The sequence below is a fragment of the Hyunsoonleella aestuarii genome (genome assembly GCF_006148925.1).
Lineage (GTDB): Bacteria > Bacteroidota > Bacteroidia > Flavobacteriales > Flavobacteriaceae > Algibacter_D > Algibacter_D aestuarii.
This window is the reverse complement of record NZ_VAWB01000001.1, coordinates 562,410-577,872: the sequence shown is the minus strand read 5'-3', so window position 1 is coordinate 577,872 and position 15,463 is coordinate 562,410. Positions and strand designations below refer to the sequence as shown.

Below are 15,463 nucleotides of genomic sequence, written 5' to 3'. Positions count from 1 at the left end.
CGTTTACTTTTTAAATACGCTTTTAAGTTTCATTGAAATAACGCCAAAAATAGCTTCAGATATTATACCAGAACTCAATTTAGATTCTCCTTTCGTTCTATCTGTAAAAATAACAGGAACTTCAATAATTTTGAACTTCTTCAAATAAGCTTTAAATTTCATTTCTATTTGAAAAGCGTAGCCTATAAATTTAATTTTATCCAAGTCAAGCGACTCCAATACCATTCGTTTGTAACAAACATAACCAGCTGTAGTATCGTGTATTTTCATTCCAGTAATTAAACGCACATATTTTGAAGCCAAATAGGACATTAACACACGACTCATAGGCCAATTAACAACATTAACTCCAGTGACATAACGTGACCCAATGGCTAAATCTGATCCGTCTATTTTACATGCATTATACAAATGAATTAAATCCTTTGGGTTATGTGAAAAATCGGCATCCATCTCAAAAATGTATTCATAAGAACGCTCTAAACACCATTTAAAACCATGTATGTATGCTGTTCCTAAACCAGATTTCTCCTTACGAATTTCTAAAAAAAGTCTATCACTGTAAGGCTCTTGTAATTCTTTTACTTTTAATGCAGTTAAATCCGGAGAATTATCATCAACAACAAGAACATGGATGTCGTTAGACTCAGAAAATATAGCTTTAATTATCGCTTCGATATTTTCAATTTCGTTGTATGTTGGAATAATGACAACAGAATTCTGCATTTGTCTATATAATTTTGACTAGAAAATTTTTAACAAATGTAAACTATTAGCCGATTATTTATTTTAAATATTCCTTAATAATTGGGTAATAATTAAATATTTATAATAATTTTATCCTATGATTCGTGCTGTCTCCTCAAATGAATTCTTTACCATATTAATAATTGCCAGTTTACTTATAGTTGCCATGGCAAAATTACTGTCTCCGAAGCGATTTAGTGATTTTGTATTCGTTTTTGGGCGATCTAAATATCTTAAAATTTACGCTCGAGAACAGAAGTTTTTTGATAGGTTTGATGCCTTATTATTTACCAACTTAGTTATTTCTTCTGCAATTTTTATTTTTATTCTTTATCAGTACTTAACTGGTACTTCTGGAATTTCAATAAACTTATTATTCAAACTGGCGTTTGGGATAGGTGCGTATTTATTAATAAAAGTTCTTATAGAAAGGCTCATTGGTAGTTTATTTGAAATCGATAAATTAATAGATGAATATTTGTTTCAAAAAATTACTTACAAGAATTATTTAGGTCTAATATTACTTATAGTAAACGCTTTTTTAATTTTTACTTTGGTGCCATCGCTTGCTTTATTTTATGTTATTGGAGGAGCATTGTTATTGGTTAATATTATCGGGTTAATTACTTCATTTAAAACGCATCAAAGTTTAATAAAAAATAACATTTTCTATTTTATTTTGTATCTTTGCGCTCTCGAAATCGCACCTTATATTGTTTTATATAAGGTTTTTGTTTCGAATTAATTGAACAAAACTACTTGCTATTTATGAAAGTGAAAACGATTTTGGTTTCTCAACCGGAACCTAAAATAGAAAATTCTCCTTATTTCGACCTACAAGAAAAGCAAAAGGTTAAGATTGATTTTAGACCCTTTATTCATGTCGAAGGTGTTTCTGCAAAAGAAATTAGACACCAAAAAATCGATTTGAATAACTATACTGCCATTATTCTTACAAGTAGAAATGCAGTAGATCATTTTTTTAGAATCGCCGAAGAAATGCGTTTTAAAGTACCGGATACCATGAAGTACTTTTGTCAGTCTGAAGCTGTAGCGTATTATTTACAAAAATATGTGGTTTATAGAAAACGTAAAATATATGTTGGTAAGCGTACTTTTGCTGAACTTTCACCACTTATTAAAAAGTATAAAGACGAAAAATTCTTATTACCAAATACTGATAAGGTTAAGCCTCTGGTGCCACAAACATTAGATGCTTTGGGCGTTGATTGGAAACAGGCTACTTTTTACAAGACGGTTGTTAGTGATTTGTCTGATTTAGCGGATGTTTATTATGATGTATTAGTGTTCTTTAGTCCATCTGGGATAGAATCGTTATTTAAAAACTTCCCGAATTTTAAACAAAATGAAACACGCATTGCCGTGTTTGGAAATACAACTATAAAGGCTGTTGAAGAAAAAGGTCTGCGAGTAGATATTGCTGCACCAACGCCAGAAACACCATCAATGACCATGGCGTTACAGAAGTATATAGATAAAGTAAATAAAGGGAAATAGTTTAATTCCTTCAAATAAAAAAAGCGATTTCGAAATAACGAAATCGCTTTTTTTATTTGAATTAGTCTATAATTTTAATTAAAATACTAGAATGCATAACGTTGTGGACCACCTCTTCGAATTTCTTCCGTGCAATGAGCTTCATATTTTTTGAAGTTTTCTCTAAATGCATTCGTTAATTTAAAAGCTGTGGTGTAATAAGCTTCGTCATCATTCCATGTAGCTCTCGGACTTAAAACACTTGTTGGAACTCCAGGGCAGGTTCTGGGTTGTGCTACTCCAAATACTGAATGGATGTGATAATCGTCATAATTATATAAACCTAAATCACCATTTAGTACAGCATTAATCATGGCGCGTGTATACTTTAACTCCATGCGCTTACCAATGCCGTAAGGACCACCAGTCCATCCTGTATTAATCAGCCATACGTTTACACCCGCTTCAATCATTTTTTGGCTTAACATTTCTGCATACTTTCCAGGGTGCAGAGGCATAAATGGAGCGCCAAAACATGCTGAAAAAGATGGTTGAGGTTCTTTAACATCGGCTTCAGTACCTGCAACCTTGGCGGTATATCCTGAAATAAAGTGATATGCAGCTTGACTGGGAGTCAACTTTGAAATAGGAGGAATAACGCCAAAGGCGTCAGCTGTTAAAAAGAATATATTCTTTGGGTTTTTACCTGTAGACGGTACTTTTATATTTTCAATGTGGTCAATAGGGTAGCTTACTCTAGTGTTTTGCGTGATAGAAGTGTCTTCAAAATCTACGTGACCTTCAGAATCTAAAATAACATTTTCTAGGATAGCACCTTTTTTAATGGCATCGTAAATTTCTGGTTCCTTGTCTCTTGAAAGATTGATTACTTTGGCATAGCAACCCCCTTCAAAATTAAAAACCGAATTTTCATTAGTCCATCCATGTTCGTCATCACCAATTAAGCTTCTATTAGGATCTGTAGAAAGCGTTGTTTTTCCTGTTCCAGAAAGTCCAAAGAAAATTGCTGTATCACCATCTTTACCCACATTAGCACTGCAGTGCATGGGTAAAGTGTTTTTTTCGACAGGAAGAATGAAATTTAATGCTGAAAAAATACCTTTTTTAATTTCGCCAGTGTAACCAGTACCTCCAATTAAAGCAATTTTTTTTGTAAAATTTAGAATGGCAAAATTATGCTGTCTTGTTCCATCTAATTCTGGATTAGCCATAAAACCTGGAGCGTTAACAACAAGCCAATCAGTTTCAAAATTTTCTAATTCTTCTTCGGTGGGTCTTAAAAACATGTTGTAAGCAAATTGATTACTCCAAGCATATTCGTTAATTACTCGAATGTTTAATTTATAGTTATCATCTGCACACGCATAACTATCACGAACAAATATTTCTTTGTTAGATAAATAATCTACAACCTTTTGGTAAAGCTTGTCAAATCTTGTAGCTTCAAATGGAATGTTAATATCACCCCACCAAACATGATTTTTAGTAATATCATCTTTTACAATAAATCGGTCTTTGGGAGAGCGCCCAGTAAACTCGCCTGTATTAACTGCTAAAGCACCCGATGATGCTTCTACACCTTGCCCTTTCTCAATGGTGATGTTGTGTAATTCTTCTGGGGATAATTGATAATTAATTTTTGCATTTTTAATTCCGTAATTTTCCAACGAAATCGTTTTCGTAAGTTGGCCGTAATTTTCCATACTTTTGATTATAAATTATTTATCATGCAAAATTAATACTATTATTTTAATACATTCATTATTTATAATCATTTTTAGAGGTGTTTTTTAAGAAATTCATAAACATAATTAGCCATGCAAATATTAATAACGCTCCACCTATGGGTGTTATGAATCCTATGGATTTAAAGTCGAAACTTGTTAATGTATTTGTTGATAGACCGTATATAGATCCAGAGAAAAACAACACACCAATTAGAATTAAGTAAAACATTGTTTTTTTAGTCTTTTGATGAATTAATACTGTGCTTCCAACAAATAGTAATAAAATTGCATGATACATTTGATAACGCACACCAGTTTCGAATGTTTGTTGAGCTTCAAATGAAATTAATGGCTTTAATGCATGAGCTCCAAAGGCACCAATAATTATTCCTAGAAACCCAAAAATTGATCCAGTAATTAATATTATTTTGTTCATATTTCCATAAATTATTCGTAATAAATCCTTTTTTTATTTATTAAATTCGTAAAATTGAAAGCAGATTGGATTGCTTAATTACTTAAAACAAAATTACTCAACTAAACTCGAAATGCGAAAAATTTTAATTATAGGTTTTGGAAAATCATCCTCATATCTTTTAAAATATTTAATGGAAAAGTCGACTTCTGAGAATCTTTTTATTACTGTAGGAGATTTAAATATCGACAATGCTAAGATGTTAATCGGTAATCATAAAAATGCAGAATGTTTAAAGTTGGATGTGTTTGATGCTAGTTCAAGATCTGAAGCTATTAAAAGAACAGATATTGTAGTTTCCATGCTTCCTGCTCGCTTTCATATTGAAGTAGCAAAAGATTGTTTAGCTTATGGGAAAAACATGGTAACAGCATCTTATGTTAGTAAGGAAATGCAAGCCTTGGATGAAGAAGCTAGATCTAAAGGACTTATTTTAATGAATGAAATAGGTGTAGATCCAGGCATAGATCATATGAGTGCTATGCAGGTTTTAGATAGTATTCGTGATAAAGGTGGTAACATTATTTTGTTTGAATCTTTTACAGGAGGACTTGTAGCTCCAGAAAGCGATACTAACCTTTGGAATTATAAATTTACTTGGAATCCCAGAAATGTTGTTACAGCAGGACAGGGTGGAGCTGCTAAATTTTTACAGGAAGGTACTTATAAATATATTCCTTATCACAGATTATTTAGGCGAACGGAGTTTTTAGATATTGAAGGTTTTGGTCGTTTTGAAGCTTATGCCAATAGAGATTCATTGAAATATCAAAGTGTATATGGATTAGATAATGTCAAAACTTTATATCGTGGAACCATGAGACGTGTTGGTTTTAGTCGCGCTTGGAATATTTTTGTTATTCTAGGAATGACTGATGATAGTTACACGATTGATGACAGCGAAAATATGAGCTATCGCGACTTTGTAAATGCATTTTTGCCATACAGTCATACAGATTCGGTAGAACTCAAGTTAAGACATGCGCTTAAAATAGATCAAGATGATATTGTTTGGGATAAACTTGAAGAACTTGACATTTTTAATCCAAATAAACGCGTAGAATTAAAATGTGCTACACCGGCTCAAATTCTTCAAAAAATCTTAATGGACAGTTGGACACTTAATCAAGATGATAAAGACATGATAGTCATGTACCATAAATTTGGATACGAGCTACATGGTAAAAAATATCAGATTGATTCGAATATGGTTGTTCTCGGAGAAAACCAAACCTATACAGCTATGGCTAAAACAGTTGGTTTGCCGGTTGCTATTGCGACTTTGGCTATATTAAATAAAGAGATTACTACACCTGGTGTTCAAATACCAATTACAAATGAGGTTTATGAGCCGATTTTGAAAGAACTTCAAACTTTTGGGATTTCATTTAATGAAAAAGAGGTGCCTTATTTGGGGTATAATCCTTTGAATAATTAGATCAATATTTTGCTTTCAATATAATTATTGCCATTTTTTATAAGTTAATATTTCAATTTCGGGTTAAATAACTATTTTTAGTTTCAAATTAAAATAGTAATGAAGAGAAAATCCAAAACAATAACTATAGATGGTATTGATAAGAAAATCCTTAGAACCTTAATGGCCGATGCGAGAACTCCAATTTTAGAGATAGCTCGTAATGTTGGTATTTCTGGTGCGGCAATACATCAAAGATTACGGAAACTAGAAAAGTCTGGGTTAATTTCGGGTTCAAAGTTTATTGTAGAACCAAAAGTATTAGGTTTTAATACTATGGCGTTTGTTGGTGTTTATTTTGATAAGGCAGCCGATGCACCGTTAATTATTAAATTACTAAAGCGTGTTCCAGAAGTTTTAGAATGCCACTATACAACAGGTAATTGGAACGTATTTTTAAAAGTTTTATGCCGAAATAATGATCATCTCATGCAATTATTAAACACACTTCAAGGTATTACGGGTGTGGCAAGAACAGAAACATTTATTTCTTTGGATCAGCAAATAGAACGACAAATTAAGATTTAGGTAATTTAAAATCTTCTGGCTTAAAACCATTGTTGAATTTTATTTCACTAAAAATGTATTGTCCATTTAATTGATATTCACCTTTTTCATTTGGCGCATAAGATTTTCTAACCGTAGAAATATAAACTCCATCAACCTTTTCATACTCTAATGTCATTTTTAAAATGGGATCGTTAATGCCCCAATCTGGTAAAGAAAAATAAAACCAATCTACTAAATGGGTCTCTGGATTAAAATATAAAATATATTTATCATTTTTTTCTTTCTTAGTAATACTCGCATCATATTTTAAACTTACTTTATCATATTGGATGTTGTTCACTTTTTCAGTTCCTAAATGTTTATAATTTGTTCCAGGATCCTTTAGTTTATACATCATGGTAAACCAATAAAAGTTTACTTTGCGTAAAAAAATAGTACCTTCAATAGCCTTTTCATCCTTTATTTCTTTACCGTTTAAAGCCAATGCTGGCTCTCCATGAACTAAAGATTGTACAGCGATTCCAGCTTGTTTTGGTAGCACATTTCTTTCATGGTGTTTGTATTCTCCCCAAGAGTGCTCGCCATGGAAAATATGACGCTCTAAAGACACATCTTTTCCCGCATCAAAATTGTCATATAAATAACTAAATTGGACATCTTTCTTCGATGCTAAGTGCTTATATCCACCATTCTCCTTTAACAAGGCATCAATAATTTCTAATGATTTTTCATCACCTTTTTGTGCATTAATTTCAGTGGAAAAAAGAAATGTTGTAGTAATAATTAGGGCTACCGCCTTTATGGTAGCATTTTTTAAAGATAGTTTCATAACTGGTCGATTGAATAAAGATGTTTTTAACTATTTACTTTGTATGAAAAAAAGCTTATTCCTTACAGTCTAAAAAAAATTAAAAAGAATTTTACATCTTCATCAACCAAGAACGAACATCTACTTCTTTCTTAATAATATCTCGAAGGTCTTCAATTTTCACGCGTTCTTGTTCCATAGAGTCTCTATGACGAATGGTAACCGTATGGTCTTCTAAAGTATTATGGTCTACCGTAATACAAAAAGGTGTACCATTGGCATCTTGTCTTCGGTAACGTCTTCCAACAGCATCCTTTTCATCATACACAACGTTGAAATCCCATTTAAGTTCTTCAATAATTTTACGAGCAATTTCTGGTAAACCATCTTTTTTAACAAGAGGTAAAACAGCTGCTTTAATTGGAGCAAGTACACTTGGTAATTTTAAAACAGTTCTTGTTGTGCCATTTTCTAAAGCTTCGTCTTGAAGTGAATTTGAAAAAACGGCTAAAAACATACGATCTAAACCAATGGAAGTTTCTAAAACGTAAGGAGTATAGCTTGCATTATCTTCGTGATCGAAATATTGCAGTTTCTTACCAGAATATTCCTCATGCGCTTTTAAATCGAAATCTGTTCTAGAGTGAATACCTTCTAGTTCTTTGAATCCGAAAGGGAATTTAAATTCAATATCGGCAGCGGCATCGGCATAATGAGCTAATTTTTCATGGTCATGAAAACGGTAATTGTCTTCACCCATACCAAGCGATAAATGCCATTTAAGTCTGGTTTCTTTCCAATGCTCATACCATTTTTGTTGTGTACCTGGTTTAATAAAGAATTGCATTTCCATTTGTTCAAACTCACGCATTCTAAAAATAAATTGTCTTGCAACGATTTCATTTCTAAAAGCTTTACCCGTTTGTGCAATCCCAAAAGGGATTTTCATCCGTCCTGTTTTTTGAACATTTAAAAAGTTAACGAATATACCTTGAGCAGTTTCAGGTCTCAAGTATAAATCCATAGCACTGTCAGCAGAAGCGCCTAGTTTTGTTCCAAACATAAGGTTAAACTGCTTAACATCTGTCCAGTTTTTACTTCCTGTTAATGGATCGGCAATTGCTAATTCTTCAATAAGTGCTTTCACATCAGCTAAATCTTCATTTTCTAAAGATTTTGCCATTCTAGAAAGGGTATGATTTATTTTTTCTTGATAACCTAAAACACGTCCATTAGTAGATAAGAATTCCTCTTTATTAAAAGCATCACCAAAACGTTTCGCTGCTTTATTAACTTCCTTATCAATTTTGGCTTCAATTTTCGCGCAATAGTCTTCTATTAAAACATCGGCTCTATAGCGTTTTTTAGAATCTTTATTATCAATTAAAGGATCGTTAAAAGCATCAACATGTCCTGACGCTTTCCATGTGGTTGGATGCATAAAAATAGCAGCGTCAATACCAACTATATTTTCATTCATCTGTACCATGGCTTTCCACCAATAGTCGCGTATATTCTTTTTTAATTCTGCTCCGTTTTGAGCGTAGTCGTAAACTGCACTTAAACCGTCATAAATTTCGCTGCTTTGGAATACGTATCCGTACTCTTTTGCATGCGATATTACCTTCTTAAATTGATCGTCTTGATTTGCCATAAGTGCAAAAATAAAAAACCACCCGAAACTAAAAGCCTTGTTCGTTAAAAATTAGTGCTTGAATGTGTTATTTTTTATTTATGTTTACAAAGCTGTACCTTATCAAACTATGCTGCAATCTTTGGTTAATTTATTCTTTCCTAAAATATGTTATGCTTGTCTTAATTTGTTGGAGGATAATCAAGATACAATTTGTCTTTATTGTAGACACGATTTACCAGTCACCAATTTTCATTTTAACAATGATAATAATGTTTTAAAGGTTTTTTATGGACGAGTTAAAGTTGAACATGCGACAGCCTTATTTAGGTTTGAAAAAAAAAGTACTGTTCAACAGCTTATACATGGTCTTAAATATAAGGGTTACGAAAAAATTGGTTATGTTTTAGGTAATTGGTTAGGAGGTGAGTTACAAACTATAGAAGACTACAAAGATGTACATTTGGTTATTCCAGTTCCACTTCATAAAAAGAAACTTAAGAAAAGAGGATATAATCAGGTTTCAAAATTCGGAAAACAAATAGCCGAGTCTTTAGATGTTCCATATGTTGATAATGTTCTATTAAAGATTACAAATACGAAGTCACAGGTAAGTAAAAAACGTTTTGCACGGTGGAATGAAAGTGATGAGGTTTTTACCCTTCAAAATATAAACCTAATTGAAAACAAGCATATTCTTCTTGTAGATGACATTATTACCACAGGAGCTACCTTAGAAGCTTGTGTAAATATCTTAAATCAAGCTACGGATGTTAAAGTTAGTATTGCTGTTATTGCAATAGCCTAAAGAGTTGCTCGTTATATCTGTAAAATTATGTAGGTTTCTTCTGTGAAGAACCAAATTTTGCTTTAAAAAAAACACAAAATTTTGTTCCACTTCAGTTACCGCTTTGTTAGTACATGATTTTTTTCATTCTGTTTTTAAGAATTTCAGAACAAAAAAAATCATGTACTTTTGCTGGAAATTTAAAATTGTTGATGCGTAAGATCCTTTCAAATTTTATTTTAGCTTTTATAATAGGACTCATTTTTATTAATTGTGCTAACCGTGGCACACCAGAAGGAGGACCAAAAGATGAAACACCACCTGAGATAGTAAAATCTGAACCAGAAAACTATTCCATAAATTTTAATGGTAATGAAATAAAAATAACCTTCAATGAATTTGTTAAGTTAAAGGATATACAAAAGCAACTTATTATTTCTCCCCCAATGGTTACTCAACCAGAAATAAAGCCAATCGGAAGTGCTAGTAGAGAAATAACCATTAAAATTTACGATACGCTGCAACCCAATACAACGTATGCTTTTAATTTTGGGAATAGTATTCAAGATAACAATGAAGGGAATCCATTCTCTTATTATAGATATGTTTTTTCAACAGGTGATTATATAGATTCTCTTAAGGTGAAAGGAAATATTGTTGATGCTATAAAACGAGAGCCTGAGACTTTTGTTTCTGTGGCTTTATATGAAGTAGATTCTACGTTTAGAGATTCTATTGTTTACAAAGAAACACCTAAGTACATTACAAATACGCTGGATAGTTTAACCACTTTTACCATTGAAAATGTTAAAGAAGGGAAGTATTTGTTGGTAGCGTTAAAGGATTCAAATGGTGATAATAAATTTCAGCAAAAGACGGATCAAATAGGGTATTATGATGAACTTATATATGTTCCAACGAAAGATTCTTTGCATACATTAAAGCTTTTTAAAGAAGATTTAGATTTTAAAGCTGTGAGACCAAAATTAATCTCTGGAGAGAAGATTGTTTTTGGGTATGAAGGTGACTATAAAGACATGAAAATAGAATTACTATCTGAAGTGTCAGAAGATTTTACTTATAGTATAACAAAGGATAAAGAAACCGATTCCCTTTATTATTGGTATGCACCAAGACAAGAGGTAGATTCATTAATTTTTAAAGTCTCGCATCCAACTTTTGAAAAAGAGTTTACGGCCAGAATTAGCGAACAAAAGAGAGACTCTCTTATGCTCACGCCTTCACCATCTGGGAATATAGGCTATGATGAACCTTTTAGAATCTTTGGAAGTACGCCTTTTAAGAATATTGATGCTTCCAAAATCACCATTTTAGATAAAGATTCAACAAAAGTTGCTTTTAATTCAAAACTTGATAGTATTTTCAACACGTTTATTTTAGATTTTGAAAAGACCGAAGCGAATAAGTATAATATTGAAATACTGCCTGAGGCTTTTACTGGCTTTTTTGATGTAAAGAATGATTCATTAAACTATTCTGTTAGCACAAAGAGAATATCTGATTTTGGATATATACGTTTTAACATGGTTAATGCAGTCTACCCTCTAATTGTTCAATTAACAGATGCTAAGGGAGAGGTGAAAGATGAGCGTTATGCTACCGAAAATAAACCCCTAGATTTTTTAAATGTAAATCCCGGTAAATATTTTGTGCGGGTAATTTTTGATTCAAACGGAAATAAAAAATATGATACGGGTAACTTCCTAAAAAAAATTCAACCTGAACGGGTAAGTCATTTTGAAATGTCTGAAGAAGTTCGAGCAGATTGGGGGCTCATAGAAACACTTCAGTTTATTCGATAGTAAAACTATCTCTATCTTCTAAAAACTTAAGCTTATTTCTATAAGCATGAATATGGCTTTTCTCTAAAGTAACAGTTTCAGTATGTCCTTTGTTTGGTTTAAATGAAGTTATGCAATTCCCTAAAACATCGTAGACTGCGGAATGACCAGAATATTCGCTATTCATTCCATCTAAACCTACTCGATTAACACCTATGCAATAACTCATGTTTTCTATAGCACGCGCCTTTAATAAAGTGTCCCATGCTGAAATTCTAGGTTTAGGCCAATTGGCTACGTATAATAAAACGTCATAATCTGCTACATTTCGTGTCCAAACAGGGAATCGTAAGTCATAACAAATTAAAGGGCGTATTTTCCATCCTTTGTAGGTAATAATCACCTTTTTTGAACCAGCAGTGTAAATTTTGTCTTCGCCTACAAGAGTAAAGGTATGTCGCTTATCGTATGTTGATATATACCCCGATGGTTCAACAAAAAGTAGTCTATTGTAATACTTGCTGTTTTCTTTTATGACTAAACTACCAGTAATTACAGCTTTGGTTTTCACAGCTTGTTCATGCATCCAAATAACAGTCTTTCCATTCATAGTCTCTGCAACTTTGGAAGCGTTCATGGTGAATCCAGTTGCAAACATTTCTGGAAGGACAATTATGTCGACAACATCATCAATGTTGTCAATCTCTTTGGAGAAATTTATACGGTTTTGCTCTGGGTTTTCCCAAACTAAACCCGATTGAATTAGTGCTATTTTAAGCTGCTCCTGCATATATTGATTATACTTTTTTGAGTCTATTTTTTTTATCACAAGATTTTTCATATTTCTCTAGCCTATAGCTTCATTTTCTTGTGACAATTTGCTTTATCACCTTAAAAATTTTTATCTTTTTTTACTTTATATGCAGTATTGTTAAAAATTACGTCTTGTGAGTTATTTAACAATCCTACATTAAAAAAAACTAATATGAAAACTCTAATATTTTTGTTTTATAATTTTACGATTATGTGTAGGAAACAAAAACATCTCTAAAGTTAGTTAAATATTGCATAAAATTTCGGCAGCTTGTTTTAAAGTGTCATCTTTTTTAGAGAAACAAAATCGCAATACCTTATTATCTAAATTGTTCTCATTAAATACAGATAAAGGAATAGATGCAAGTCTCGATTTTATAGTTAGTCGTTTGGCATAATAAAGATCGTACTCTTCAGTGATTTCAGAATAATCTAGTATTTGAAAATAGGTGCCTTTCGATGGTTTAAAATTAAATTTAGAATCTTTAATTAGGTTTAAAAACAAATCTCTTTTCTTCTGGTAGAATTCTGAAAGTCTCAAATAATGTTTTGGTTCTTGCAAGTAATCGGCAATGCCCTTTTGGGTGGGATGATGCACACAGAACACATTAAATTGATGTATTTGCATGAACATGTCCATAAGTTCTTTTGGTGCACAGCAATACCCAACGCGCCATCCCGTATTATGAAACGTTTTACAGAATGACGCAACAACAAAACTTCTAGATTTTAAATCTGGGAATAAGCAAACGCTTTGATGTTTTTCATCATCATAAATCATATGTTCATAAACTTCGTCACTCAATACAACAATGTTGGTGTCTTTAGTGATGCTTTGTAACTGGAGCATATCATTTTGTGAAAACACCATGCCCGATGGATTATGCGGTGTATTAATGATAATCATTTTGGTGTTCCCGTTTACCTGATGTTTAACGTTATTCCAATCAATTGAAAAATTTGGTGTTTCAAGTTGAATGGGAATTACTTTGCCTCCATTGAGTTCTATGGAAGGTTGATAGCTGTCGTATGCGGGCTTAAAAATAATGACTTCATCTTTTGGTTTTACGAATGTGTTTATTATGGTGAAAATAGCTTGGGTTGCACCAGCGGTTATGGTAATTTCATTTTCTGGATGATAACTAGATTGATAAAGTATTTCCATTTTCTTAGATATGGCTTCACGTAATTCTAAATTACCAGCCATTGGTGCATATTGATTATAACCAGAATTCATAGCATTGTTTACCAAATCAATAAGCTTTTGATCACTGCCAAAATCAGGGAACCCTTGCGACAAATTTATAGCGTTGTGCTTTTTAGCCAACTTACTCATTGTTGAAAAAATGGTAGTGCCTACATTGGGAAGTTTAGAATTATGCTGCATAAACGTAAAGATACAGACTTCTAATAAAATTTACACTCCTAATTTATTAAGCAATTCTTGTTTGTAAGTCCTGCCAATGGGAATTTTATTTGTCTTTATAAAAAGCGTGTTTCCCGAAATCTTGTCCACAAATTTACTATTAACAATAAAGGATTTATGCACTTGAATAAATTGGCTTTCGGGGAGTTTTAAAGTCCAATTTTTTAAAGAATCAATATATGACAGCCTTTGATCTTCCGTGGCAACAGTAATATAATTTCTATCTGATTCAATATATAAAATACTGTTTAATACTATTTTATGGTGTGTTTTATCTACGTTTAAAAAAATGGTTTCATCATTTTCTTCTATTGGATTTTTTGATGGCTCTAGTCTGTTCTTAGTTTTGTTAATGGCCTTTAAAAATCGATCAAACGAAAATGGTTTTACCAAATAATCTACAATGGTATCTAGCTCAAAACTATTTACTGCATATTCGGGATATGCGGTAGTCATAATAATTGCAGGAGGATTTTTAATGCTCCTAATAAAATCTAATCCAGACATATCAGGTAAATTAATATCTAAAAAAACGATGTCTACGGTGTTGTTATTCAGGAATGCGTTAGCTTCAATAGCGGCTTTAAAAGTGGCGATTAATTTTATACTAGGTATTTTCGCAATAAAACTTTTTAGAATTTTTTGCGCAGGAATTTCATCTTCAACTATAATACAATTCATGTGCTATTTCAAATTAAGTTTAAGGGTCACTTTAAATAGATCTGTTTTATTTATGTTCAAAGTATAAGCGTCTTTATAAATAAGTTCTAATCTTTTTTCTAAGTTTTGTAAACCAATTTTCAGATCTGAAGAGTTTACTTTTTCATTGTCAAAATTGTTTATGCAAGTAAAATTTAAAACACCATTTATTACTTCAATATGTATATTAACAGTACTGTTGATAGTGCTATGCTTAAATGCATTTTCAATGATTGTGATTAAAAGTAATGGAGCGATATAATGCTGTATGGTATCTATGGTTTTAGAATAATTAATTTGCTTTATACCTTCTGTTCTTATTTTTTGAAACTTTATGTAATTATCTATAAAATGAATCTCTTTTTCTAGTGAAATTGTTTTCTCATTACTTTCATACAAAACATGTTTTAAATTTTCTGAAAGCATGAGAACGAGCTCTGGGGTTTCCTTGGGTTTTTCTAATGCGTATGAATAAATAGTGTTCAAATTATTGAATAGCACATGTGGATTTATTTGAGATTTTAAAAATTTCAATTCCATTTCGGTATGCTGCTTTTTAATGGTTTCTACTTCTTCTTGTTTGTCAATAAAACGATACAATATCCATACAAAAGAAAAGAATATAAGCGGGACCAAAGATTGCCACAAATAATCACTTAGGCATTTAAAAACGGTGCATCCACATTGGGCAAATGAATAGCAATAAAGTTGTGTTGCTAAAAATGAAATGGCTGCAAAAACGAAAACGTAAAGTATATATAGTTTCTTTCTAACAAAAAAAGGCAGTAGTAAAAAGTTATTAATGTAAACGATAACTACTAGAAGTACTAGGTATTGAAGAAAAGGATTTTCTTTCCAGTAGAAGTCTGAAAACAAAAACAATGATACAAAAACAAAGAGCATCCAGAATAGAATGTGAACCAATGCTTGCGAAATATGTTTATTGATAATGCGCATATCGTTTTTGAAAATTAACTAGAAAAGCTTTAATCATCAAAATATATGTACAAAATTCATGTTTGTAGATACGAACAGCTTAAT

The 15,463-nt window shown here is 31.8% G+C and carries 15 protein-coding genes; 6 read left to right on the top strand and 9 right to left on the bottom strand.

All coding sequences use genetic code 11. From position 1 onward, the window contains the following. Window positions 1-3: 3 nt before the first annotated feature. Window positions 4-726 (bottom strand): polyprenol monophosphomannose synthase, encoded by a 723-nt coding sequence (locus FEF17_RS02790; protein ID WP_139000846.1) that lies wholly within the window; start codon window positions 724-726, stop codon window positions 4-6. Window positions 727-844: 118 nt separating this feature from the next. On the opposite strand from FEF17_RS02790, the gene FEF17_RS02785 reads away from it, so the two are divergent. Both FEF17_RS02785 and FEF17_RS02780 read left to right on the top strand, forming a co-directional pair. Further along, window positions 845-1,492: a DUF4271 domain-containing protein gene (locus FEF17_RS02785; protein WP_139000845.1), complete on the top strand. Its 648-nt coding sequence runs from the start codon at window positions 845-847 to the stop codon at window positions 1,490-1,492. Window positions 1,493-1,515: 23 nt separating this feature from the next. Continuing rightward, complete coding sequence (locus FEF17_RS02780) at window positions 1,516-2,265, top strand: uroporphyrinogen-III synthase (protein WP_139000844.1); 750 nt, start codon at window positions 1,516-1,518, stop codon at window positions 2,263-2,265. A gap of 86 nt (window positions 2,266-2,351) precedes the next feature. On the opposite strand, the gene pckA is transcribed toward FEF17_RS02780, so the two are convergent. Both pckA and FEF17_RS02770 read right to left on the bottom strand, forming a co-directional pair. Continuing rightward, window positions 2,352-3,968, bottom strand: a complete 1,617-nt coding sequence (pckA, locus tag FEF17_RS02775; RefSeq protein ID WP_139000843.1) for a phosphoenolpyruvate carboxykinase (ATP) — start codon at window positions 3,966-3,968, stop codon at window positions 2,352-2,354. 58 nt (window positions 3,969-4,026) lie between these two features. Further along, complete coding sequence (locus tag FEF17_RS02770; RefSeq protein WP_139000842.1) at window positions 4,027-4,428, bottom strand: DUF423 domain-containing protein; 402 nt, start codon at window positions 4,426-4,428, stop codon at window positions 4,027-4,029. Between the two features lie 112 nt (window positions 4,429-4,540). Here FEF17_RS02770 and FEF17_RS02765 point away from each other — a divergent pair, with 112 nt between their 5' ends. Both FEF17_RS02765 and FEF17_RS02760 read left to right on the top strand, forming a co-directional pair. Continuing rightward, entirely contained in the window at window positions 4,541-5,905 is a 1,365-nt protein-coding gene (locus FEF17_RS02765; RefSeq protein ID WP_139000841.1) for a saccharopine dehydrogenase family protein, read from the top strand. 99 nt (window positions 5,906-6,004) lie between these two features. Continuing rightward, window positions 6,005-6,472, top strand: a complete 468-nt coding sequence (locus tag FEF17_RS02760) for an Lrp/AsnC ligand binding domain-containing protein (protein WP_139000840.1) — start codon at window positions 6,005-6,007, stop codon at window positions 6,470-6,472. On the opposite strand, the gene FEF17_RS02755 is transcribed toward FEF17_RS02760, so the two are convergent. Together FEF17_RS02755 and FEF17_RS02750 are read right to left on the bottom strand one after the other, a co-directional pair. Further along, window positions 6,462-7,283 (bottom strand): DUF6503 family protein, encoded by an 822-nt coding sequence (locus FEF17_RS02755; RefSeq protein ID WP_139000839.1) that lies wholly within the window; start codon window positions 7,281-7,283, stop codon window positions 6,462-6,464. The genes FEF17_RS02760 and FEF17_RS02755 overlap by 11 nt on opposite strands. 91 nt (window positions 7,284-7,374) lie before the next feature. Next, window positions 7,375-8,916, bottom strand: a complete 1,542-nt coding sequence (locus FEF17_RS02750) for a glycine--tRNA ligase (RefSeq protein ID WP_139000838.1) — start codon at window positions 8,914-8,916, stop codon at window positions 7,375-7,377. Window positions 8,917-8,980: 64 nt separating this feature from the next. Here FEF17_RS02750 and FEF17_RS02745 point away from each other — a divergent pair, with 64 nt between their 5' ends. Both FEF17_RS02745 and FEF17_RS02740 read left to right on the top strand, forming a co-directional pair. After that, window positions 8,981-9,703 (top strand): ComF family protein, encoded by a 723-nt coding sequence (locus FEF17_RS02745; RefSeq protein WP_344736738.1) that lies wholly within the window; start codon window positions 8,981-8,983, stop codon window positions 9,701-9,703. 191 nt (window positions 9,704-9,894) lie between these two features. Beyond that, a complete protein-coding gene (locus FEF17_RS02740; RefSeq protein WP_139000837.1) occupies window positions 9,895-11,505 on the top strand; it encodes an Ig-like domain-containing domain in 1,611 nt (536 codons plus the stop codon). Here the strand turns inward: FEF17_RS02740 and FEF17_RS02735 are convergent. The 4 genes from FEF17_RS02735 to FEF17_RS02720 all read right to left on the bottom strand — a co-directional run bounded on the left by FEF17_RS02735 (window position 11,495) and on the right by FEF17_RS02720 (window position 15,379). Further along, window positions 11,495-12,274, bottom strand: coding sequence for an amidohydrolase (locus tag FEF17_RS02735; RefSeq protein WP_139002116.1), 780 nt, complete (start codon window positions 12,272-12,274; stop codon window positions 11,495-11,497). The two genes, FEF17_RS02740 and FEF17_RS02735, sit on opposite strands and share 11 nt — an antisense overlap. A gap of 267 nt (window positions 12,275-12,541) precedes the next feature. After that, a complete protein-coding gene (locus FEF17_RS02730; protein ID WP_139000836.1) occupies window positions 12,542-13,684 on the bottom strand; it encodes a methionine aminotransferase in 1,143 nt (380 codons plus the stop codon). A gap of 30 nt (window positions 13,685-13,714) precedes the next feature. Beyond that, a complete protein-coding gene (locus FEF17_RS02725) occupies window positions 13,715-14,404 on the bottom strand; it encodes a LytR/AlgR family response regulator transcription factor (protein WP_139000835.1) in 690 nt (229 codons plus the stop codon). Window positions 14,405-14,407: 3 nt separating this feature from the next. Then, window positions 14,408-15,379 (bottom strand): sensor histidine kinase, encoded by a 972-nt coding sequence (locus FEF17_RS02720; protein WP_246046775.1) that lies wholly within the window; start codon window positions 15,377-15,379, stop codon window positions 14,408-14,410. Window positions 15,380-15,463 lie beyond the last annotated feature (84 nt).